This window comes from Comamonas sp. wu1-DMT, from assembly GCF_040187805.1.
Classification (GTDB): domain Bacteria; phylum Pseudomonadota; class Gammaproteobacteria; order Burkholderiales; family Burkholderiaceae_C; genus Comamonas; species Comamonas thiooxydans.
The window spans coordinates 17,779-38,565 of sequence record NZ_JBANEM010000024.1; the positions used below are offsets into that span (position 1 = coordinate 17,779).

20 protein-coding genes are annotated in these 20,787 nt (G+C 63.0%); 8 read left to right on the forward strand and 12 right to left on the reverse strand.

What is annotated here, in order from left to right:
* The first annotated feature begins 55 nt into the window (after positions 1 to 55).
* Positions 56 to 940, forward strand: coding sequence for a DMT family transporter (locus tag V8Z78_RS23720; protein ID WP_003064721.1), 885 nt, complete (start codon positions 56 to 58; stop codon positions 938 to 940).
* Here V8Z78_RS23720 and V8Z78_RS23725 read toward each other — a convergent pair.
* The 6 genes from V8Z78_RS23725 to sucC all read right to left on the reverse strand — a co-directional run bounded on the left by V8Z78_RS23725 (position 937) and on the right by sucC (position 5,552).
* A complete protein-coding gene (locus tag V8Z78_RS23725) occupies positions 937 to 1,506 on the reverse strand; it encodes a dihydrofolate reductase family protein (protein ID WP_349732269.1) in 570 nt (189 codons plus the stop codon). The two genes, V8Z78_RS23720 and V8Z78_RS23725, sit on opposite strands and share 4 nt — an antisense overlap.
* Positions 1,507 to 1,622: 116 nt before the next feature.
* Positions 1,623 to 2,057, reverse strand: a complete 435-nt coding sequence (locus tag V8Z78_RS23730) for a PaaI family thioesterase (protein WP_349732270.1) — start codon at positions 2,055 to 2,057, stop codon at positions 1,623 to 1,625.
* A complete protein-coding gene (locus tag V8Z78_RS23735) occupies positions 2,054 to 2,491 on the reverse strand; it encodes a MerR family transcriptional regulator (protein ID WP_057094129.1) in 438 nt (145 codons plus the stop codon). The genes V8Z78_RS23730 and V8Z78_RS23735 overlap by 4 nt, the downstream gene beginning before the upstream one ends.
* A 142-nt stretch (positions 2,492 to 2,633) precedes the next feature.
* A complete protein-coding gene (locus tag V8Z78_RS23740; RefSeq protein WP_003064737.1) occupies positions 2,634 to 3,326 on the reverse strand; it encodes a TerC family protein in 693 nt (230 codons plus the stop codon).
* Positions 3,327 to 3,471: 145 nt separating this feature from the next.
* Entirely contained in the window at positions 3,472 to 4,371 is a 900-nt protein-coding gene (sucD, locus tag V8Z78_RS23745; protein WP_003064739.1) for a succinate--CoA ligase subunit alpha, read from the reverse strand.
* Between the two features lie 20 nt (positions 4,372 to 4,391).
* Positions 4,392 to 5,552, reverse strand: coding sequence for an ADP-forming succinate--CoA ligase subunit beta (gene sucC / locus V8Z78_RS23750; protein ID WP_003064741.1), 1,161 nt, complete (start codon positions 5,550 to 5,552; stop codon positions 4,392 to 4,394).
* Between the two features lie 784 nt (positions 5,553 to 6,336).
* Between sucC and argC the strand changes: the two genes are divergently transcribed.
* Positions 6,337 to 7,269 carry an N-acetyl-gamma-glutamyl-phosphate reductase gene (gene argC / locus V8Z78_RS23755; RefSeq protein WP_054074263.1) on the forward strand — a complete coding sequence of 311 codons (933 nt, stop codon included), beginning with the start codon at positions 6,337 to 6,339 and terminating at the stop codon, positions 7,267 to 7,269.
* 200 nt (positions 7,270 to 7,469) lie between these two features.
* Positions 7,470 to 8,390, forward strand: a complete 921-nt coding sequence (gene yddG, locus V8Z78_RS23760; protein ID WP_349732271.1) for an aromatic amino acid DMT transporter YddG — start codon at positions 7,470 to 7,472, stop codon at positions 8,388 to 8,390.
* 24 nt (positions 8,391 to 8,414) lie between these two features.
* Here the strand turns inward: yddG and V8Z78_RS23765 are convergent, their stop codons facing one another.
* The 3 genes from V8Z78_RS23765 to recA form a co-directional block, all read right to left on the reverse strand.
* Entirely contained in the window at positions 8,415 to 9,149 is a 735-nt protein-coding gene (locus tag V8Z78_RS23765; RefSeq protein WP_057094135.1) for a hypothetical protein, read from the reverse strand.
* A 62-nt stretch (positions 9,150 to 9,211) separates the two neighbouring features.
* Positions 9,212 to 9,688: a recombination regulator RecX gene (gene recX / locus V8Z78_RS23770; RefSeq protein WP_003064751.1), complete on the reverse strand. Its 477-nt coding sequence runs from the start codon at positions 9,686 to 9,688 to the stop codon at positions 9,212 to 9,214.
* Positions 9,689 to 9,873: 185 nt separating this feature from the next.
* Complete coding sequence (gene recA, locus V8Z78_RS23775) at positions 9,874 to 10,983, reverse strand: recombinase RecA (protein ID WP_003072158.1); 1,110 nt, start codon at positions 10,981 to 10,983, stop codon at positions 9,874 to 9,876.
* A gap of 138 nt (positions 10,984 to 11,121) precedes the next feature.
* On the opposite strand from recA, the gene V8Z78_RS23780 reads away from it, so the two are divergent.
* The 4 genes from V8Z78_RS23780 to V8Z78_RS23795 all read left to right on the forward strand — a co-directional run bounded on the left by V8Z78_RS23780 (position 11,122) and on the right by V8Z78_RS23795 (position 15,170).
* Positions 11,122 to 11,613, forward strand: coding sequence for a MarR family winged helix-turn-helix transcriptional regulator (locus V8Z78_RS23780; protein WP_046460390.1), 492 nt, complete (start codon positions 11,122 to 11,124; stop codon positions 11,611 to 11,613).
* 126 nt (positions 11,614 to 11,739) lie between these two features.
* On the forward strand, positions 11,740 to 12,417 hold the full coding sequence (locus V8Z78_RS23785; RefSeq protein WP_003064757.1) for a response regulator: 678 nt from the start codon (positions 11,740 to 11,742) through the stop codon (positions 12,415 to 12,417).
* A gap of 112 nt (positions 12,418 to 12,529) precedes the next feature.
* Entirely contained in the window at positions 12,530 to 13,972 is a 1,443-nt protein-coding gene (locus tag V8Z78_RS23790) for a sensor histidine kinase (RefSeq protein ID WP_003064759.1), read from the forward strand.
* Positions 13,973 to 14,192: 220 nt separating this feature from the next.
* Positions 14,193 to 15,170, forward strand: coding sequence for a Bug family tripartite tricarboxylate transporter substrate binding protein (locus V8Z78_RS23795; protein ID WP_003064761.1), 978 nt, complete (start codon positions 14,193 to 14,195; stop codon positions 15,168 to 15,170).
* A 90-nt stretch (positions 15,171 to 15,260) separates the two neighbouring features.
* Here V8Z78_RS23795 and V8Z78_RS23800 read toward each other — a convergent pair whose 3' ends face one another.
* The 3 genes from V8Z78_RS23800 to V8Z78_RS23810 form a co-directional block, all read right to left on the reverse strand.
* On the reverse strand, positions 15,261 to 16,064 hold the full coding sequence (locus V8Z78_RS23800; protein ID WP_057094143.1) for a hypothetical protein: 804 nt from the start codon (positions 16,062 to 16,064) through the stop codon (positions 15,261 to 15,263).
* A 164-nt stretch (positions 16,065 to 16,228) separates the two neighbouring features.
* Positions 16,229 to 17,059: a biotin--[acetyl-CoA-carboxylase] ligase gene (locus V8Z78_RS23805; RefSeq protein ID WP_057094145.1), complete on the reverse strand. Its 831-nt coding sequence runs from the start codon at positions 17,057 to 17,059 to the stop codon at positions 16,229 to 16,231.
* Between the two features lie 151 nt (positions 17,060 to 17,210).
* Entirely contained in the window at positions 17,211 to 17,717 is a 507-nt protein-coding gene (locus V8Z78_RS23810) for an SET domain-containing protein (protein WP_034351085.1), read from the reverse strand.
* A 117-nt stretch (positions 17,718 to 17,834) separates the two neighbouring features.
* Here V8Z78_RS23810 and V8Z78_RS23815 point away from each other — a divergent pair, with 117 nt between their 5' ends.
* Positions 17,835 to 20,771, forward strand: coding sequence for a DNA topoisomerase III (locus V8Z78_RS23815; RefSeq protein ID WP_349732272.1), 2,937 nt, complete (start codon positions 17,835 to 17,837; stop codon positions 20,769 to 20,771).
* The last annotated feature ends 16 nt before the right edge of the window (positions 20,772 to 20,787 follow it).

Genomic DNA, 20,787 nt, shown 5'->3' on the forward strand with positions numbered 1-20,787 from the left:
GGCGCGAAGCGCCACAGGGGGAGAAAGTCATCCCGGGGGGAGATAATCCACACCCATGCCTTCGTTCACGCCCAAACAGCTCATTCTTCTCGTCCTGCTCACCATCGTCTGGGGCCTGAACTGGCCGGTAATGAAGCTCGGCGTACAGCATTTCCCGCCTCTGAGTTTTCGCATGGTCAGCATGTGGATAGGCCTGCCGATTCTGGCCCTGTTTGTGACCAGCCAGCGCTTGCCGCTGACCATACCGCGCAGCTACTGGGGCCAGCTGGCCAAGCTCACGCTGTTCAATATGGTGCTCTGGCACTGCCTGATCATCATTGCCATCCCCACGCTGTCCAGCGGGCGCGCGGCGATTCTGGGTTACACCATGCCCATCTTCTCGGCCGTGTTCGGCAGCCTGTTCTTCAAGGACCGGCTGGGCGCCCGCGCCTGGGCCGGCGTGGGAGCGGCCTTTGCCGGCGTGCTGCTGCTGCTGTGGCATGAGGTTGGCGCTCTGGGTAGCAAGCCCCTGGGCGTGATGCTGATGCTGATCGCCGCCGCCGGCTGGGCCTGGGGCACGCAGCTGCTGCGCCGCACCGAGGCGCCGGTGCCGCTGATGACGCTGTCGCTGTGGATGGTGGCCATCACCACCGTGGTGCTGACCGTGCTGGCCTTTGTTTTCGAGCGCCAGCAATGGCATATGCCCGACCAGAGCGCTCTGGCTGCCATCGCTTTCAATGGTGTGCTGGTGCTGGGCTTCGCCCAGGCCGTGTGGTTCTATCTGGCCCGCAGCCTGCCGCCCGTGGCCTCCACGCTGAGCGTGATGATGATTCCGGTGCTGGGCGTGTTCGTGGGCGCCTGGTGGCTGGGCGAGGTCTTGCACTGGCAGGACTGGACTGCTGTCTGCCTGATGGTGGTGGCGATTGCTTCGGTGCTCTGGCCTGCCAGAAGCAGCCGTTAATTCGCGGGCGGCTGCGTCTTGCACACGGTGTAGCGCAGCTCGGCCATTCCCGGGCCCATCTGCTGCACGGACTGCAGCTGCAGCACGGGACTCAGCAAGCGGCGCGGCAACAAAGGCTTGCCACGGCCCAGAGTGGCCGAGCCAATCTGCACGATGACTTCATCGAGCAGGCCCGCGTCATGGAACTGTCCCGCCAGATCTCCGCCACCCACGATCCAGATGTTCTTGTCGCCGGCTGCAGCCCTCATGTTTGCCAGCACGGGCCGCACATCGCCGCTGACAAAGCGTACATCGGCTCCCTCTATCAACGGCAGCTGACGGCTGGAGAAAACCCAGGCAGGCTGTGCATAAGGCCAGGCCGCGCCGCTCTCCTTCTTCACCGCATCGGCGTTGCGGACCATCCACTCATAGGTGGACGAGCCCATGGCCAGCGCACCGACCTGGGCAATAAAGCCCGGATAGCTGGACTGCGTCAGGCTGCCCAACGGAAACAGCCAGTCCAGAGAGTCGTCTTCGGTGGCAAGAAAGCCGTCCAGGCTGGAAGCAGTGTAGTACTGGGTCTTCATGATGGGCTGTAGTTTGCCTTGAAGGCGCTGACTCGGCCGGTTACAGGCCCGCTATCGAGAAAAATCAATCTCGATAGCATCCAGCGTTCAGGCGCTACAGCACCCCAAAAGGCCCTCTACTGTGCAGGCGCCAGATTCCGCGCCGTGGCAAGCATGGCGGCGCACAGCAGCTCCTGGCCTTCGCGGCAGGAAAACACATCCGCCCGGGCCACCGTCAGCAGCTTGCTGGCCTGGATGACGCGGCCACGTGCCAGCAATGTCTCGCCATCGGCAGGAGCCAGGTATTTGATGCTGCAGTCGATCGTGGCATTGAGCCAGCCCGGCGGCAGCAGCGTCCCTGCCGCCGATACGGCGGCAAAGTCTGCGATGGCAAAGACCGATGTTGCCTGCAACTGGCCGGGCCTGAAACTCAGACTGTCCTGATAGGGCAGGCAGAGATCGACCTCGCCGGGCTCTATGCGCTCAAAGCGCAGTTGCAGCATCTGCGCCACTGGCATGGACAGCACCAGCGCCCTGATGTCTCGGGCACAGTGTTCGTTCTGCGGTGTCATGACTTGCTCCCCCTCCTGCCGGATGGACCGGCATCATTGCCGCCCCGCGCAAAGACGCGAGGAAATCCCGGTTTCGAGGCTGGCCGCTGCTCGCGCAGACGAAACCATTCCACATGGGAAACCAGGTGCTGACGCAGAGCGCTGCGCTTGGCGATTTCGGCATCGATCTCGGCAATGCGCTCCTCAAGCCTGCAGACGATCTGGCTGGCCGTCAGGGACTTGCAGCGGTAGGCCGGCAATACCTCGGCAATCTGCGCAAGAGAGAAGCCACATTGCCGCGACATGGCGATGAATCGCAGCTCGCGGATCACGCTGTCATCGAACTCGCGGTAGCCGGAAGGACGCCGACTGGCGGCAATCAGGCCCAGACTCTCATAGTGGCGAATGGCGTGTACGGACACACCCGACAGGCTGGCAAGTTCCGATATCTGCATGACAACAAGGCTAACAAGCCTGGGGTTACACGAAGGTTGGTGTCCACCAGATGTTCACACAGTTTGTCATCCGCACTGCGGCCATAAAAAAAACGCACTGTGAATCCACAGTGCGTTCTTTGGGGAAAGACTTCCAGGGCGATCAGGCCACAGCGACTTCCTTCTTTGCAGAGCGTGCCTGCATGAACTTGCCCAGTCCGACCACCAGCACGGCACCCGCTGCAGCAGCGACATAGTGCAGCCAGGGGTGAGCCATGGTGTAGCCATGCAGCAGATTGTCGTTGACAATGGTCTCGCCGCCCACCCAGCCGATCAGCGCCGCGCCCAGCGTGACGATGACGGGGAAGCGTTCCATGAGCTTGATCATCAGCGTGGAGCCGAAAATCACCAGGGGAATGGAAATGGCAAGGCCCAGGATCAGCAGCACCATATTGCCCTGGGCGGTCGCGGCCACGGCAATCACGTTGTCCAGGCTCATCACCAGGTCGGCAATCAGGATGGTGCGGATGGCGGTCATCATGGAGCCATGGCCCTTGGATTCGCCCTCGCCGTCTTCGTCGCCGGTCAGCAGCTGATAGCCGATCCACAGCAGCAGGCAACCGCCCACAACCTGCAGGAAGGAGAGTTCCAGCAGCTTGGCAGCCACCACGGTCAGCACGATACGCAGCACCACGGCGGCGCCGGAGCCGAACATGATGGCCTTCTTTTGCTGTTCAGGGGGAAGAGAGCGCGCGGCCAGTGCGATGACCACGGCGTTGTCGCCGGAGAGAATGATGTTGATCCAGATGATCTTCACCAGGCCGATCCAGAAATCGGCGCTATTGAGCATTTCCATGTTGACTCCACTGTTTTGAATATGAAAGCGCCGCATTGCGCGGCGCTTTCTTTTAAGAGTGGAGGCAGTGTAGGGCGCTAAGCCCATCTTGCCAGTTCGTAATACTGCGTAAATTCAACGCTGTATCACGAACTTTTGCACGGGCTTACTTCTTCAGCAGGCCTTGCAGCAGGCGACCCATTTCGGAAGGGTTGCGGGTGATGGTGAAGCCGCACTCTTCCATGATGGCCAGCTTGGCGTCAGCCGTGTCGGCACCGCCGGAGATCAGGGCACCTGCGTGGCCCATGCGCTTGCCGGGAGGCGCAGTCACGCCGGCGATGAAGCCCACGATAGGCTTCTTCATGTTGGCCTTGCACCACTGGGCAGCTTCGGCTTCGTCGGGACCGCCGATTTCACCGATCATGATCACGGCATCGGTGTCGGGATCGTCGTTGAAAGCGCGCATCACGTCGATGTGCTTCAGACCGTTGATGGGGTCGCCACCGATACCGACGGCGGAGGACTGGCCAATGCCCAGTTCGGTCAGCTGAGCCACGGCTTCGTAAGTCAGCGTGCCGGAGCGGGACACCACGCCCACGCGGCCCTTCTTGTGGATGTGACCGGGCATGATGCCGATCTTGATTTCGTCAGGCGTGATCAGACCGGGGCAGTTGGGGCCCAGCAGCAGAGTCTTCTTGCCGCCGGCCGCTTCCTTGGCCTTCATCTTGTTGCGCACTTCCAGCATGTCGCGCACGGGGATGCCTTCGGTGATGCAGATGGCCAGGTCCAGGTCGGCTTCAACAGCTTCCCAGATGGCAGCAGCAGCACCTGCGGGAGGTACGTAGATCACGGACACGGTAGCGCCGGTTTCCTTGGCAGCGTCCTTGACGGAACCAAAGATTGGGATGTCGAAAATCTTTTCGCCAGCCTTCTTGGGGTTCACGCCTGCCACGAAGCAGTTCTTGCCGTTCGCGTATTCCTGGCACTTTTCAGTGTGGAACTGGCCGGTCTTGCCAGTAATGCCCTGGGTGATGACCTTGGTGTCTTTGTTGATAAAGATCGACATGTTTCTATCTCCGGGGCGTATTACTTAACGGCAGCAACGATCTTGGTCGCTGCTTCAGCCATGGTGTCGGCAGCGATGATGGGCAGGCCGGAATCCTTGAGGATTTGCTTGCCCAGTTCTTCGTTGGTGCCCTTCATGCGCACGACCAGAGGCACGGACAGGTTCACGGCCTTGCAAGCAGTGACCACGCCGGTGGCGATGGTGTCGCACTTCATGATGCCGCCGAAGATATTGACCAGAATGCCCTTGACTTCGGGGTTCTTGAGCATGATCTTGAAGGCTTCGGTCACCTTCTCGGCCGTAGCGCCGCCGCCCACGTCCAGGAAGTTGGCTGGTTCGCCGCCGAACAGCTTGATGGTGTCCATGGTGGCCATGGCCAGACCGGCGCCGTTCACCAGGCAGCCGATGTTGCCGTCCAGGGAGATGTAGGCCAGATCGAACTTGGAGGCTTCGATTTCGGCAGCGTCTTCTTCGTCCAGATCGCGGAAAGCCACGATTTCGGGGTGACGGAACAGAGCGTTGGGATCAAAGTTGAACTTGGCGTCCAGGGCCATCAGGTCGCCCTTGGAGTCGCAGTTCAGGGGGTTGATTTCCACCAGCGACGCGTCGGTGTCCATGTAGCACTTGTAGATCTTGGCGAACAGATCCACGGCCTGATCCACGGACTTGCCTTCCAGACCGATGGCAGCTGCCACCTTGCGCGATTGCGCTTCGGTGATGCCGGTCAGGGGGTCGATCATCTCGGTGATGATCTTTTCGGGAGTGGAGTGAGCCACTTCCTCGATGTCCATACCGCCTTCGCTGGAAGCGATCAGGGCAACCTTCTGTGTGGCGCGGTCGGTCACCAGCGACACATACAGCTCGTTCTTGATGTCGGCGCCGTCTTCGATGTACAGACGGCGAACCTTCTGACCTTCGGGGCCGGTCTGGTGAGTCACCAGCTGCATGCCCAGGATCTGCTCGGACAGCTTTTGCACGTCCTCGATGGACTTGGCAACCTTCACGCCGCCGCCCTTGCCGCGGCCACCAGCGTGGATCTGGGCCTTCACCACCCACACGGGTCCACCCAGCTTCTGGGCTGCTTCAACAGCCTCTTGCACGGTAAACGCAGGAATGCCACGGGGAACGGGCACACCAAATTGGCGCAAGATTTCCTTGCCTTGGTATTCATGAATCTTCATGACTTTGTCTCTCTGAACTGAGGGGAAATACCCGCTTGCCACCGACTCGGGGGAGCCTGGCCATCGGGTTCATATGACATGGCGAGCAGGAATGTACCATGCTGCACCGCGCAAAACGACACCTGAACATGCGCAAAATCCACAATTTCGCGCAACTTTGTCGTGTTCCGGAAACAGCTGCAATGCCTTGAATTCTTTAGGGAAATTATTCCTACACGATATCTTTTCTTCCCGCAACTTTCTTATGTCTTATATACGAGTCAAGGACATTGGGGCAGCGGCTGGCAATGTGCTGACAACTGCGAATAGCTGCAGCGTCTACTGGGCCATTCGCGCGAGACTTGGCTCAGAACGTGATTGCGATCTCTACGCAGCCGCGTTGGAGCGCAATCGGGATGAGTTCGAAGCGATGGCTCGCCGCTTGCACCGGGGTGCAAGCAAGTGACAGCGCACAGAAATCGCCCGATTTCGCTCCAACCCTCCGGGACAGGGGCTTTGCGGACGCCCGGTCAGGGGCAGTCTGCGGCGTTGCCTCGCCGGCCGCGCAAATCCTCGCAATAGCACAGCTATTGCTGCGGTATCGCGCGCGGGGGGCCGCCCCCTAGCATCCCATCCCGCAAAGCCTCTGTCGCGGCGCGAGGAGAGCTCAACCACGTTCTCAAAGACAGGCAGTGCACATCCCTGACGAGATTCAAGGACAATCACCGTTCGGAAAGCGGCAATGGTGCCGCAGGCAGCGGCATATAAACCAAGAAATGCGCGCGCCGGTGCAGGAGAAAATGCAATGGCAAAAGTCTTTATTGACGGAGAAGCAGGAACCACGGGGCTGCAGATCCGTGATCGTCTGGTCGATTTTGCAGGTGTGGAACTGGTCAGCATCGACCCCGCACTGCGCAAGGACCCGGCCGCCAAGCGCGCTCTGATTGCCGGTGTGGATCTGGTCATCCTCTGCTTGCATGACGATGCCGCCCGTGAAACCGCAGCCATGGTGGACTCCATCACCGCAGAGACAGGCCGCGCCATCAAGATCATCGACGCCTCCACCGCCCACCGCACGGCCGCAGGCTGGGTCTACGGCTTCCCCGAGCTGCGCGCCGGCCAGCTCGACGCCGTGAAGAGCGCCACCCGAGTCTCCAATCCCGGCTGCTACGCCACGGGCGCCATTGCCCTGCTGGCACCGCTGGTGGCTGCCGGCCTGATTCCCGCCGACTACCCTGTGAGCCTGCCCTCCGTGTCCGGCTACACCGGCGGCGGCCGCACCATGATCGAAGCCTATGAAGGCGGCGATGCTGCACCTTACGAAGCCTACGCTCTGGGCCTGTCGCACAAGCACATTCCCGAAATCCTGCACTACACCGGCATGACCCGCCGCCCCGTGTTCATCCCCGCCGTGAGCAACTTTGCCCAGGGCATGCTGGTGCAGTTGCCGCTGCACCTGGATCTGCTGCCCGGCGCACCCAAGGCCGCCGACCTGCACGACGCCCTGGCCAGCCATTACGCCCAGACCAACACCAGCGCCAACTGGGTCAGCGTGCTGCCGCCCACGGACGACAACAAGCTGGCCGCAGATACCCTGGCCAATACCAACAAGCTGGAGTTGCGCGTGTTTGCCAACGAGCAATACCGCCAGGCCGTGCTGATCGCGCGCCTGGACAATCTGGGCAAGGGTGCCAGCGGCGCTGCCGTGCAGAACCTGCAGATCATGCTGGGTCTCTGAGCACGCCCAGCATCTGCTGAAACGGCCCTAAGGGCCGTTTTTTATTGACTTCGCGACGGTGATCAACACTTGGCCCCGCTCCGGACAAACCATAAGATCAATAGCTTGCAGCGCTCTTCAGTCAAGGAGTTCAATACAGAAAATGCATCGAATCATTGCCAGAATTGCGCACAAAGCTCCTGTTTTAAAAGCGCATCTCCATGAACCCCACTGAAGCCGCCGCCCGGCGTGCCACGCTCATCGGCCTGCTGGCCGTGCTCTGCTGGAGCTGCACCGTGGGTCTGATGCGCGCCGTGGCCGAGCCGCTGGGCGCCGTCGGCGGCGCGGCCTGCCTCTACACCATGGCCGCCATCTGCATTGCCGCAGCACGCGGGCGCAAAGGCTGGCGCGAGCTGGCACGCTGGCGCAGCATGCACCCGGCCTATCTCTGGGGCTGCGGCCTGCTGTTCGTGGTCTATGAAATCTGCCTGTCCGTGGCCGTGGGCCTGGCCCACGACCGCAGCCAGGCCATGGAAATCGGGCTCATCAACTATCTCTGGCCCAGCCTCACCATCGTGCTGGCCGTGCTCTGCGGCCAGCAGGCGGCTCGCTGGTGGCTTTGGCCAGGCGTGCTGATCTGCCTGTGGGGTCTGGCGCGCGTGCTGGGCGGCGACAGCTTCAGCCTGCCGATCATGTGGAGCCATGTGCTGGGCAACCCGCTGGCCTATGGCATGGGTTTTGCGGCCGCTCTGCTCTGGCCGGCCTACTCGCTGCTGGCGCGCCGCTATGGCGCCGGCTTCAACGCCGTAGGCCTGTTCGTGACCTGGACTGCCATCGCGCTGTGGCTCAAGTGGTTGATGCTGGGCGAGTCACAGCCCATGCTCTGGAGCTGGCTCACCGCCGGCCAGGTCTTGCTGGTCGGGGCGCTCACGGCACTGGGCTATAGCTGCTGGGAGCACGGCATCCAGCATGGCAAGCTGGCCCTGCTGGCCGCGGCGTCCTATTTCACACCCGTGCTCTCGGCGCTGATGGCCAGCGCCCTGCTGCAGGTGCTGCCGGGCTGGAGTTTCTGGCAGGGCGTGGCCCTGGTCACGCTGGGCTCGCTGGTCTGCTGGTGGGCTACGCGCAGCCACCGACATTGAGCCGGCGCCAGGTCGGCCGGGCGCTCAGGCGGTCAGCCAGATGCCCAGGCCAAGCACGGCGGCATGTCCGGCAAGCAAGATCCACAGCAGCGTCCAGGGCGGCTCGGTCAGGCCCTGCAGCATCTCCTCGATGCGAGCACCCAGAAAGGCGCGCAGTGCCGGGTCGTCCTTGCCGCCTTCGCTGCCCCACTGGGCACGCGTGCGCCCCCATTCCTCGAGCAGATCGGACAGCGGCAGGCGATTGAGCACGCTGCGCACCACGAACTGCACAGCGCGCCCATTGCCCACCCAGGGCTGCAGATGCTCCATCGCCGCGCCCACGGTGAGCAGGTCGGCCGCCTTGTGCATGGCCTGGTGAGCGCTGGGCAGGGCCTCGATGCGCTGTGCCAGCATGGCCGCCAGGCGCTCGGCCAGGCCCTGGCCGTAGCGCGCCACCAGCTTGCCTGCCGCCCGGGCGCGGCCCAGCTGCAGACCGACCATGAGGTAGGCGGGAATGATGAAGATCAGCACCACGGCCACCAGCAGCGGCGGCGACATCAGCAGGCTGATCACGGCGCCGTAGATGCCGGTATGGGCCGAGGCATGAATGCCCTGGCCGGGATCGGCCATCAGACGGGAAAAATAGAACACGGCCGCGCCGCAGCCCAGCACCAGGGCCAGCAAGGCACCCAGCATCAGGCCGCCCAGCAGCGATTTTCCGGCACTCAGGCCCACGCGCAGGGCGGATGGGGCGTCAGGGGGTTGCGAAGCAGTCAGCACGTGGGTCCCTCCGATATGAGAAGCTGTTGCCGCCGCAAGCGGGCAGGGAGCGGGCTGCCGCCTCAGTCCTCGTCCTCGCTGTCGGGTGCAGGGGAGTATGGGGCATCGCGCAGCACGCGTGAAGCCACGCTGGACGAAAAGCCGCGCGAAGCCAGAAAGCGCAGCTGCCTGGCCTTTTCCTTGAGGTCGACGGGCACGCTGCCAAAACGCTTGCGCCACAGCTCGCGCGCACGCTGCAGCTCGCTGCCGCGCAGCTGCTCGCCCGCCTGGCGCACGGTCTCGTCATCGAGCCCCTTGCTGCGCAGATCATGCACCAGACGCGCTGCGCCATAACGGCCGGCCTTGCTGCGCAAGACAGACTCGACCACGCGCTCCACGCTGATGAAGCCCCGCTGCTCCAGCTCGTCGAGCACGGCATTCAGATCGTCGCCCTCCTCCACATGGGCGGCCAGCTTGCGCTGCAGCTCCAGCCGCGAATGCTCGCGCTGCGCCAGCAGCTTGAGGGCGCGGCCCTTGAGTGAAAGTTTGGCAAAGCTCACTACGCATCTCCAGAAACAAAAAGGCGCAGGACGAACCTGCGCAAAGATGGCAAACCTTTTGAGCAATGAGGCCCGCACTCAAACACTGGCGCTCACCAAGCCAGGGACATCAAGCAGGGGCCGCACCCGCAGCGAGGATGTCATCCCCTTTCGCGAAAGGCGCATCGCGCCTCAGGGTGACTGAATCAACCTTCAATCACGCCGTCCTTGTCCACCTTGCCCTTGCCGCCCTTGGCAGGCTTGGCCTCGGCAGCCGCAGCACCGTCCACGGGCAGCAGCTTGATGCCCAGGCTCTCGCGCACCTTGTTTTCGATCTCAATGGCCAGCGCGGGGTTCTCGCGCAGGAATTCACGCGAGTTGTCGCGGCCCTGGCCGATTTTTTCGCCGTTGTAGGCATACCAGGCACCGCTCTTTTCCAGAATCTTGGCGTTCACGCCCATGTCCAGAATCTCGCCTTCGCGGCTGATGCCTTCGCCAAACAGAATGTCGAACTCTGCCGTCTTGAAGGGGGGCGAGACCTTGTTCTTCACGACCTTGACCTTGGTTTCGTTGCCGATGGCCTCGTCGCCCTTCTTGATGGTGCCGGTGCGGCGGATATCCAGACGCACGGAGGCATAGAACTTCAGCGCATTGCCGCCGGTGGTGGTCTCGGGCGAGCCGAACATCACGCCGATCTTCATGCGGATCTGGTTGATGAAGATGACCATGCAGTTGGTCTTCTTGATGGTGGCCGTCAGCTTGCGCAGGGCCTGGCTCATCAGACGGGCCTGCAGGCCGGGCAGGGCGTCGCCCATCTCGCCTTCGATTTCGGCCTTGGGCGTCAATGCGGCCACCGAGTCGATGACGATCAGGTCCACGGCACCCGAGCGCACCAGGCTGTCGCAGATTTCCAGAGCCTGCTCACCGGTGTCGGGCTGGCTGATCAGCACGTCGCTGAGGTTCACGCCCAGCTTCTGGGCATAGCTGGTGTCCAGCGCATGTTCGGCGTCGATAAAGGCGCAGGTGCCGCCCTGCTTTTGCATCTCGGCAATGACCTGCAGCGTCAGCGTGGTCTTGCCCGAGGATTCGGGACCGTAGATTTCGATCACGCGGCCACGGGGCAGACCACCTACGCCCAGCGCGATGTCCAGACCCAGGGAGCCGGTGGAAACGACCTGAATGTCTTCGATGGCCTCACCTTCACCGAGCTTCATGATGGTGCCCTTGCCGAACTGCTTTTCGATCTGGGCCAGGGCTGCAGCCAGGGCTTTGGCTTTTTCGCTGTTGGCGTCGTTGGTCTTGGCGATGGCGTTCATATCAGGCTCCGAAGTAGGTGAATGACTGTCTGTGGCCAGTCCTGTTTTTGCATTCAGGCTGGATGCTTGAACAGTAGTTTAGAGGCTGATTCTGCAGATTTATTTAAATATTTAGTCAGTTTGCCTTACTATTTACCCATGTCAGAAATCGCCCCCGTCACCCCGCCCGCCGATGCCTGGCGCCAGACCCATCTGGGTCGTTTGCTGGGCCATGCCATGCGCCGCTTCGATGCGCGCGTGCTGCAGCTCATGGCGCGTGCAGTGGAGGTGCCGCTGACGCTATCCAATCTGGCGGCGCGCGACAAGGTGGGGGCAGCCCATATCCACATCACGCGCCATCTGTCGCTGGCTGGCGACCGGCTCACCGATCTGGCCGACAAGGCCGGCATGACCAAGCAGGCCATGGCCGATCTGGTGGCGCAGTGCGAAGCCTGGGGCCTGGTCACGCGCGAGGCCGACCCGCATGATGCGCGCGCCAGGCGCGTGCGCTTCACCGATACGGGTCTGGCCTGGCTGCAGGCTTTTCACGACGCCGTAAGCCAGGCCGAGGCCGAATTTCGCGAGGCCGTGGGCGCGGATGTGGCTACCGTGGTCGCGCTGGGCCTGGAAGCCTATGCCGAAGGCTACTGAGATTCTGTATTGACGCCTTCTTGACGCCTATGAGCGGCTGTCGAGAATTGCCCCGAACGGCCATGAGCCATCCCTACAATGGCAGCAAAAGTGCAAACAGGCACACATAACAAGCAGGAGACACACATGCGCATACTGATTGCCGAAGACGACCAGGTGCTGGCGGATGGCCTGCTGCGCACGCTGCGCAGCTCGGGCGCCGTCGTCAGCCATGTGGCCAATGGCAGCGAGGCCGATACCGCCTTGCTGACCAGCAGCGAATTCGATTTGCTGATTCTCGATCTGGGCCTGCCAAAGGTGCACGGCCTGGAAGTGCTCAAGCGCCTGCGCGGGCGTGGCGATGCGCTGCCGGTGCTGATTCTCACGGCCGCCGATTCGATCGAAGAGCGCGTACAGGGCCTGGACTATGGTGCCGACGACTACATGGCCAAGCCGTTTGCGCTGTCCGAGCTGGAAGCGCGCGTGCGCGCCCTCACGCGTCGCGGCATGGGCGGCGCCAGTTCCACCATCAAGCATGGCCCGCTGGTCTATGACCAGACCGGCCGCGTCGCTACCATAGACGGCAAGATGGTGGAGCTGTCGGCGCGCGAGCTGGGCCTGCTGGAGGTGCTGCTGCAGCGCGCAGGCCGCCTGGTCAGCAAGGACCAGTTGGTGGAGCGCCTGTGCGAATGGGGCGAGGAGGTGAGCAACAATGCCATCGAGGTCTATATCCACCGCCTGCGCAAGAAAATCGAGAAAGGCCCGATCCGCATCGCCACCGTGCGCGGCCTCGGTTACTGCCTGGAAAAGATAGCACCCCCCTGAGCGGCTTTGCCTAAGCGGCCCCCGCCGCTTCCCCCCGAGGGGGACGATGGCCTTTGCTGCGGGGCGGCCCTTGCTGGTCATCCCTGAGTTGGAATACGCCAGTTTTACAAGCATGAAAATTTTTCAGCGTGAGCAGCGATCCCTCTTCGGCGAGATCCTCGACTGGATGCTCACGCCGCTGCTGCTGCTCTGGCCCGTGAGCCTGGCGCTGACCTGGCTGGTGGCCCAGGGCCTGGCCAACAAGCCCTTCGATCGCGCGCTGGAGTACAACGCCCAGGCCCTGGCTCAGCTGGTCATCGTGCAGCGCGGCAAGGTGCAGTTCAATCTGCCTCAGTCGGCCAGCGAGATCCTGCGCGCCGATGAATCGGACACGGTGTTCTTCCAGGTCAGCGGCACCAGGGGCGAATATCTGGCCGGCGAGCGCGACCTGCCGCGCCCGCCCTCCGTCGACGAGGACACGCCCACCGGCTCGGTGCTGCTGCGCGATGAGGAATACAAGGGCATTGACCTGCGCGTGGCCTATATCTGGGTGCGCATGCCGCTGCCCGGCGAGCCCAACGCTCTGGTGCAGGTCGCGGAAACACGCGAAAAGCGCAGCGTGCTGGCCACGGAAATCATCAAGGGCGTGATGCTGCCGCAGTTCGTCATCCTGCCGCTGGCCGCCCTGCTGGTCTGGCTGGCACTGGCACGCGGCATCAAGCCGCTGCACCGGCTGGAGGAGCGCATCCGCGCGCGCAAGCCCGAGGATCTCTCGCCCATCAATCACAAGGATGTGCCGCTGGAGGTGGTGCCGCTGGTCGATTCGGTCAACGATCTGCTGCAGCGCCTGCATGACTCCATCGCCACGCAAAAACGTTTTCTGGCCGACGCGGCCCACCAGCTCAAGACCCCGCTGGCGGGCCTGCGCATGCAGGCCGACCTGGCCCAGCGCGAGGGCACGAATACCGAAGACCTGAAGCGCTCGCTGGCGCAGATCGGCCGCTCAAGCATGCGTGCCACCCATACTGTCAACCAGCTGCTGGCACTGGCACGGGCCGAGAGCGCCGTGCCCGCCATGCAGGGCTGCAACCTCGTGCGCATCGTCACCGACGTGGTGCAGGACTGCCTGCCGCGCGCCATGGACAAGCACATAGACCTGGGCTACGAGGGTGCCAGCGCCAGCACGCCCGGTGTCTGGCTCAACGGCAATGCCACGCTGCTGGCCGAGCTGGTGCGCAATCTGGTGGACAACGCCATCAACTACACGCCATCGACCAGCGAACAGCCAGGCGTGGTCACGGTGCGCGTGCAGGCCGATCATTTCGGCCAGATTCTGCTGCTGCAGGTCGAGGATTCAGGCCCCGGCGTGCCGCTGGGCGAGCGCGAACTGATCTTCCAGCCTTTTTACCGGGCGCTGGGCTCCGAAGCCGACGGCTCCGGTCTGGGCCTGCCCATCGTTATGGAAATCGCCCGTCAGCACGGCGCGCAAGTGCTGCTGCAGGATGCCAGGCCCGGTCATACCCCGCCGGGGGCGCTGTTTACCGTGCGCTTCAAGGCCATGCCCGGACAGCAGTGAAGCGCAACCTAGAAATGCACCAATTCGGTGCCCCCCAAGACTGAGAAGCCGCGCCAGGCTTGGCTTTGCGCCCGTTTGCCCCGATGCGAATATCGGAAACTGCGTATTTGGCAAGTTCTCGCTTACCCTAGAATCAATTCGATCATGGGTTGTCTGAAGAGTCGCTATTTGCGCTCTGCAAGACAGCAATTTGGAATCACTGGATCCTGGGAGCTTTTTGATGCAACGACGTCAATTCATCTACACCGCCGCTGCTGCCGCAGCCGCTTCTTCTTTCTCCGGCATGAGCATGGCGCAGGACACATCGCGTCCTCTGCGCATCGTCGTGCCCTTCCCCGCTGGCGGCCCCACTGACATGGTGCCCCGCAATATGCAGGACGTGCTGATCAAGCTGCTGGGCGGCCAGGCCGTGGTGATTGAAAACAAGGCCGGCGCCGGCGGCTCCATCGGCATGGCAGAAGTGGCTCGCGCCACCGATGGCGTGACCTTCGGTATCGCCACCCTGTCCACCCATGGTGTGAACCCCGCCGTGTTCAAGAAGCTGCCTTACGACGCGATCAACGACTTCGTGGGCGTGACCGAGATCGTCAAGGCCCCCGGCGTGCTGGTGATCAACCCCAAGCTGATTCCCGTGAAGACTTTTGCCGAGTTTGTGGCCTACCTCAAGGCCAACCCCGGCAAAGTGTCCTATGCCACCCCCGGCAACGGCACCATCGGCCATATGTGGGGCGCCCAGTTCCTCAAGAGCACGGGCACCGAAATGCACCACATCCCCTACCGTGGCTCGGCTCCTGCCATCAACGACGTGCTGGGCAACCAGGTTCCCGTGTACTTCGATCAGGTGAACTCGTCCCTGCCCCACATCAAGTCGGGCAAGGTGCGCGCCCTGGCCGTGTCCTGGCATGAACGTCTGGACGTGCTGCCCGATGTGCAGACCTATGCGCAGGCCGGTCACCCCGACCTGAACGAGCCTTCCTGGTTCGGCCTGGTGGCCCCCAAGAACACGCCCGCCGCACAAGTGGAACGTGTGCAAAAAGCCATCATTGCCGCACTCAAGGACCCCGCCGTCAAGCAGCGCATGGCTGCTCAAGGCCTGTACCCCTCGGGCACATCGAGCGCCGACTTCACCAAGCAGATCGCCAGCGAAGTGGCCAAGATGAAGAAGCTGGCCGCCGTCGCCAATATTCATTTGGACTAAAAACAGGAGCTGGTTGCGCTTATCGCAACTGGTTTTCCAATACAAAAGGCCTGCAAATGCAGGCCTTTCTTGCGATAGCAGCTACGAAAATTACTTGGCACAGGCCTGCAAGGCCTTGGGCACCAGATTCTTGCCAGCCAGCGCCGCCACTTCGTTGCGGAATGTCGGCGTGGCCTTGGGCAGACGCAGCGCATAGGTCGTCACATCGGGACGCTCCTGCACCACGCGCGCGGTGCGCACGCCCTGGCGCGCGAAAGTGGCCAGTTGCCGCTGGGCGGCTTCTTCCGTCGAAAAACGTCCCAGCGACAGACCGGGCTCGAAGCTGCCGCCGGCGCGGTCGAAGTCGATATTCATCAGACGCAGCTCGCCGCGCTTGCGGTCCATGAATTCGGCGTCTGGGAACTTGCCCATATAGACCATCCAGCGCCCGCCCTGATGGCTGGCCACCAGCTCCCAATCGCTCTTGGACTTGCCCGCCAGCGCACGTCGGATGCTGTCGGCCTGCGCCTCTTCGATGCCGTTGGCCTGATAGCAGGTCTCGGGCTCCTTAATGGCGGTCTTGGCATCCTTTGTGTCCTTGGCGTCCTTGGTTTCCCTGGCCGCGACGGTTGCAGCTTCGGGCTTGCCATCCGACTTGCTTTCGGGAGCTGCGGGCGGCGCGCTGTCGTCCACCGCAGGCGCTTCGGGCTCCATAGTCTTTGCCGGTTCAACAGCCGGAGCTTGCGCCGCTTCGGGCTGCTGCAGCACCAGGGCATCCGGCCTGATCTGCTCCTGAAGGCGCTGCGGCTCGGACTGCAACTCCGGCGCCAGCCCCATGCCGGCCAGATAGCCGTGGCTCCACATGTAGTAACCCGCGTTGCCCAGCAGCAAGAGCAGGAAAACGATTCTCAGCATAGGTTTCTCACATCAGTTATCCATGGGCTGCAGCCGCTCGCGGGCAGCCGAGCAAGGGCCTGGGCGGCCCCGCCGCCCCGCAGCGAGGGCTGCGTCCTTCTCCCCTAGCGCGCAGCGCGTAGAGAGAGGAGGAAGGCGCAAAGCGCCTCAGGAGGTGCTTCATTTCAAGCCTGCAGCGGGCTGCCAACCGGACGCACGCTGATTTCAGAACTGGTCACGGCTTGCAGGCCGGTCGCTGTACGCACCAGAAAGCCGCCATCGGCAGCCACACCCTGAGCCATGCCGCTAGTGCCGTCGCTCAGATTCACCTCGCGTCCGGCCAGCAGGTCGCGCTGGGCAAAGCGCTGCATCAGCGGGGCAAAGCCATGCCGGGCAAAGCTCTGCACCTCGGCCACCAGATTGGGCAATATGCAGGCCAGGGCCGTGGGCGCATCCAGTGCGGCATCGAGCTCCTGCAGGCAGGCCGGGGCCGTGCGCATGCCGTCACCGGGACGGGGACGCACATTGATGCCGATACCGATCACCACATAGCGCGGTGCCGTCATATCGTGCTGCTGGCCGCCGACAAAGCTGGCGGTCTCGATCAGAATGCCGGCCAGCTTGCGGTCGCCCTCCAGCCACAGATCGTTGGGCCATTTGATGCCGATCTTGGGCGCAGCCCCCGCTGCGGGAAGCTGGGGCTGCAGGCTCTCGGCCACGCTCACGCCCACTGCCAGCGACAGCCCCGACCAGTCGCGCGGTGCCAGCGGCAGGCCCAGCGAGAACATCAGCGAATCACCGACGCCGCTGACCCAGTTGCGGCCCAGGCGGCCTCGGCCCTGGGTTTGCTGCTCGGCAATCAACAGCACCGGATCCGTCAGCCCGTCGCGCGCGCGGCGCATGAGTTCGGTATTTGAGGAGTCGATGGTCGGCAGCACCTCGACCGTAAAGCCCGGCAACTGCGGTGCAATGGCTTCCCACAAGGCTTCGGCATTCCAGTGAATCGGCTGAGTCATTTTCTTTATCCAAAATTTCTATGCAGCGAGCACGCCTTGAACAAGCATGTTCCAACTCAGAGACGCCGAGCAAGAGCCGCCTCGCGGCGATGGCGTCGTCCCCCTCCCGCATTGCGAAGCAACGCGAGAGAGGGGGAAGCGGCAAAGCCGCTCAGGGGGTGCCGTGAGGCATCGGCGGTTTCCAGCCCCTTTTCGGCGCCAGCATGGTGCCGCGGCAGTTCGCAGCGCCGCAGTAGCAGGCATATTCAGCCTTGAGCTTGGCCGTATAGCGCTCCTCCACCATCAGGCCATAGTCGTAGTTCAGTTCCTCGCCCGCTGCAATATTGCGCAGCGCCACGATATAGACGCGACCGTCGATCTCGTCGGTGTAGCAGTTGGGCGCGCAGCTGTGGTTGATCCAGCGCGAGGAATTGCCCTTGTGCGTGGCATCTATCACCCGCTCATCGTCGACCTGAAAGTAAAAAGTGTGATTGGGCTGGCTGGGGTCATGCGGATGACGGTCCTGCGCTTCCTGCCAGTCAATCACTTCACCCACGTACTCAATAATGGTTTCGCCTTCCGCAATATCCTGCGCGGCGAAAACGCCTTTGCCATGAACGCCGGAGCGCCGGGTCTGGATGCGTCGGCCCGTTGAAGAGGCCAGTGATGTGCGGGGCATGTTTTCTCTGATACTTTGAATATGCACACATGTGCGCATGCGCGCGCGTGAGAAGCGAATTGTATGAGCCTGAGTTTCGATTCGGGTTCAGGTGGTTAATGACGACGAGAACACACAATGACTAAAACCCTGGTGATTGCAGAGAAGCCTTCTGTCGCACAGGACATCGTCCGTGCGCTGACCCCGGTGGCAGGCAAGTTCGAAAAACACGATGACTACTTCGAATCCGACAGCTATGTGGTGACCAGTGCGGTCGGCCACCTGGTGGAGATTCAGGCGCCCGAAGAATTCGATGTCAAGCGCGGCAAATGGAGTTTTGCCAATCTGCCGGTCATCCCCCCGCGCTTCGACCTCAAGCCCGTGGACAAGACCAAGACCCGCCTGAACGCCGTGGTCAAGCAGGCCAAGCGCAAGGATGTGACCGAACTCATCAACGCCTGTGACGCGGGCCGCGAGGGTGAGCTGATCTTCCGCCTGATCGAGCAATACGCGGGCGGCGCCAAGGGCGGCCTGGGCAAACCCGTCAAGCGCCTGTGGCTGCAGTCCATGACGCCGCAGGCGATTCGCGACGGCTTCAACAATCTGCGCAGCGATGCCCAGATGCAGGGTCTGGCCAGCGCCGCACGCAGCCGCTCCGAAGCCGACTGGCTGGTGGGCATCAACGGCACGCGCGCCATGACGGCCTTCAACTCGCGCGACGGCGGCTTCTTCCTGACCACCGTGGGCCGCGTGCAGACGCCCACCCTGTCCCTGGTGGTGGAGCGCGAGGAAAAGATCCGCAAATTCGTCAGCCGCGACTACTGGGAAGTGCACGGCACTTTCGACGCCCAGGCCGGCCAGTACCTGGGCAAGTGGTTCAACCCGCAGTGGAAGAAATCGGACGATGCCGAGGCCAAGGCCGACCGCCTGTGGAACAAGGCCGATGCCGAAGCGATTGCCGCCGCCGTGCAGGGCAAGCCGGCCACCGTCACCGAGGAAAGCAAGCCCACCACCCAGGCTTCGCCCCTGCTGTTCGACCTGACCAGCCTGCAGCGCGAGGCCAACGGCAAGTTCGGCTTCTCGGCCAAGACCACGCTGGCGCTGGCGCAAAGCCTGTACGAACGCCACAAGGCCCTGACCTACCCACGTACCGACTCGCGCGCCCTGCCCGAGGACTATCTGCCCGTGGCACGCCAGACCTTCGACATGCTGGCCACCAGCGGCATGCGCCATCTGGCGCCCTTTGCCCAGCAGGCCATCAACGACAACTACATCCGCCCCACCAAGCGCGTCTTCGACAACAGCAAGGTGTCGGATCACTTTGCCATCATCCCGACCACGCAGGCCCCTTCGGGCCTGTCGGAAGCCGAACAGAAGCTGTACGACCTGGTCGTGCGCCGCTTCATGGCCGTGTTCTTCCCCAGCGCCGAATACCAGGTCACCACACGCATCAGCAAGGTGGAACAGCACAGCTTCAAGACCGAGGGCAAGGTGCTGGTCAAGCCGGGCTGGCTGGCCATCTACGGCAAGGAAGCCGCCAACGAGGTGGAGGACGCCAAGGAAGGCGACAAGGGCCAGCCCCTGGTGGCCGTGCAGCCCGGCGAGCAGCCGCGCACCCACCACGCCGATGTCAAGGGCCTCAAGACCAAGCCGCCGGCACGCTACTCCGAAGCCACGCTGCTGGGAGCCATGGAAAGCGCCGGCAAGCAGATCGACGACGACGAGCTGCGTGAAGCCATGCAGGAAAAAGGCCTGGGCACGCCAGCCACGCGCGCGGCCATCATCGAAGGCCTGCTGACGGAAAAGTACATGCTGCGCGAAGGCCGCGAGCTGATCCCCACGGCCAAGGCCTTCCAGCTGATGACGCTGCTGCGCGGCCTGGAAGTCGAGGAGCTGTGCCGCGCCGACCTGACCGGCGAATGGGAATTCAAGCTGTCGCAGATGGAAAAAGGCCAGCTCTCGCGCGAAGCCTTCATGCAGCAGATCCAGGCCATGACCGAGAAGCTGGTCAAGAAGGCCAAGGAATACGACCGCGACACCATTCCCGGTGACTACGCGACGCTCTCCACGCCCTGCCCCAACTGCGGCGGCGTGGTCAAGGAGAACTACCGCCGCTATGCCTGCACGGGCGCCAATGGCGCCAGCGAAGGCTGCGGCTTCTCGTTCACCAAGTCGCCAGCCGGCCGCACCTTCGAGACGGCCGAGGCCGAGCAGCTGCTGCGCGAACGCCGCATCGGCCCGCTGGAAGGCTTCCGCTCCAAGGCCGGCTGGCCGTTCGTGGCCGAGGTCGCCATCGTGCGTGACGAGGAAAACAGCAACTTCAAGCTGGAATTCGACTTCGGCGACGACAAGGACTCCGAGGACACGGGCGAGATCGTGGACTTTGCCCACCAGCAAAGCCTGGGCCCCTGTCCCAAGTGCGGCTCGCCCGTCTTCGAGCATGGCGCCAACTATGTCTGCTCCAAGGCCGTGCCCACGCTGGCCCAGACCACGCCCAGCTGCGACTTCAAGAGCGGTCAGATCATCCTGCAGCAGCCCATCGAACGCGAGCAGATGAGCAAGCTGCTGCAGACCGGCAAGACCGATCTGCTGGAGAAGTTCGTCTCCAACCGCACGCGCCGCAACTTCAAGGCCTTCCTGGTCTGGGATGGTGCTGCGGGCAAGGTGAACTTCGAGTTCGAGCAGCGCGAAGGCAAGTACCCGGCACGCAAGACTGCCGGCGCAGCGGCGGCCAAGACCACGACAGCTGCCGCCAAGAAGACAGGCACGGCAGCCAAGAAGACCGCCGCCAAGACGGTGACCAAGGCGACGACCAAGACCGCTGCGGTGAAGAAGCCCCGCACCGTGAGCGCCACGCTCAAGCCCAGCGCCGACCTGGCCGCCGTGATCGGCAGCGAACCCACCTCGCGCCCCGACGTGATCAAGAAGCTCTGGGACTACATCAAGGCCAACGGTCTGCAGGACGCCAAGGACAAGCGTGCCATCAACGCCGACGCCAAGCTCAAGCCGGTGTTCGGCAAGGAGCAGATCAGCATGTTCGAGCTGGCCGGCATTGTGGGCAAGCATGTGAGCTGATCGCCAGCCCTGCCGC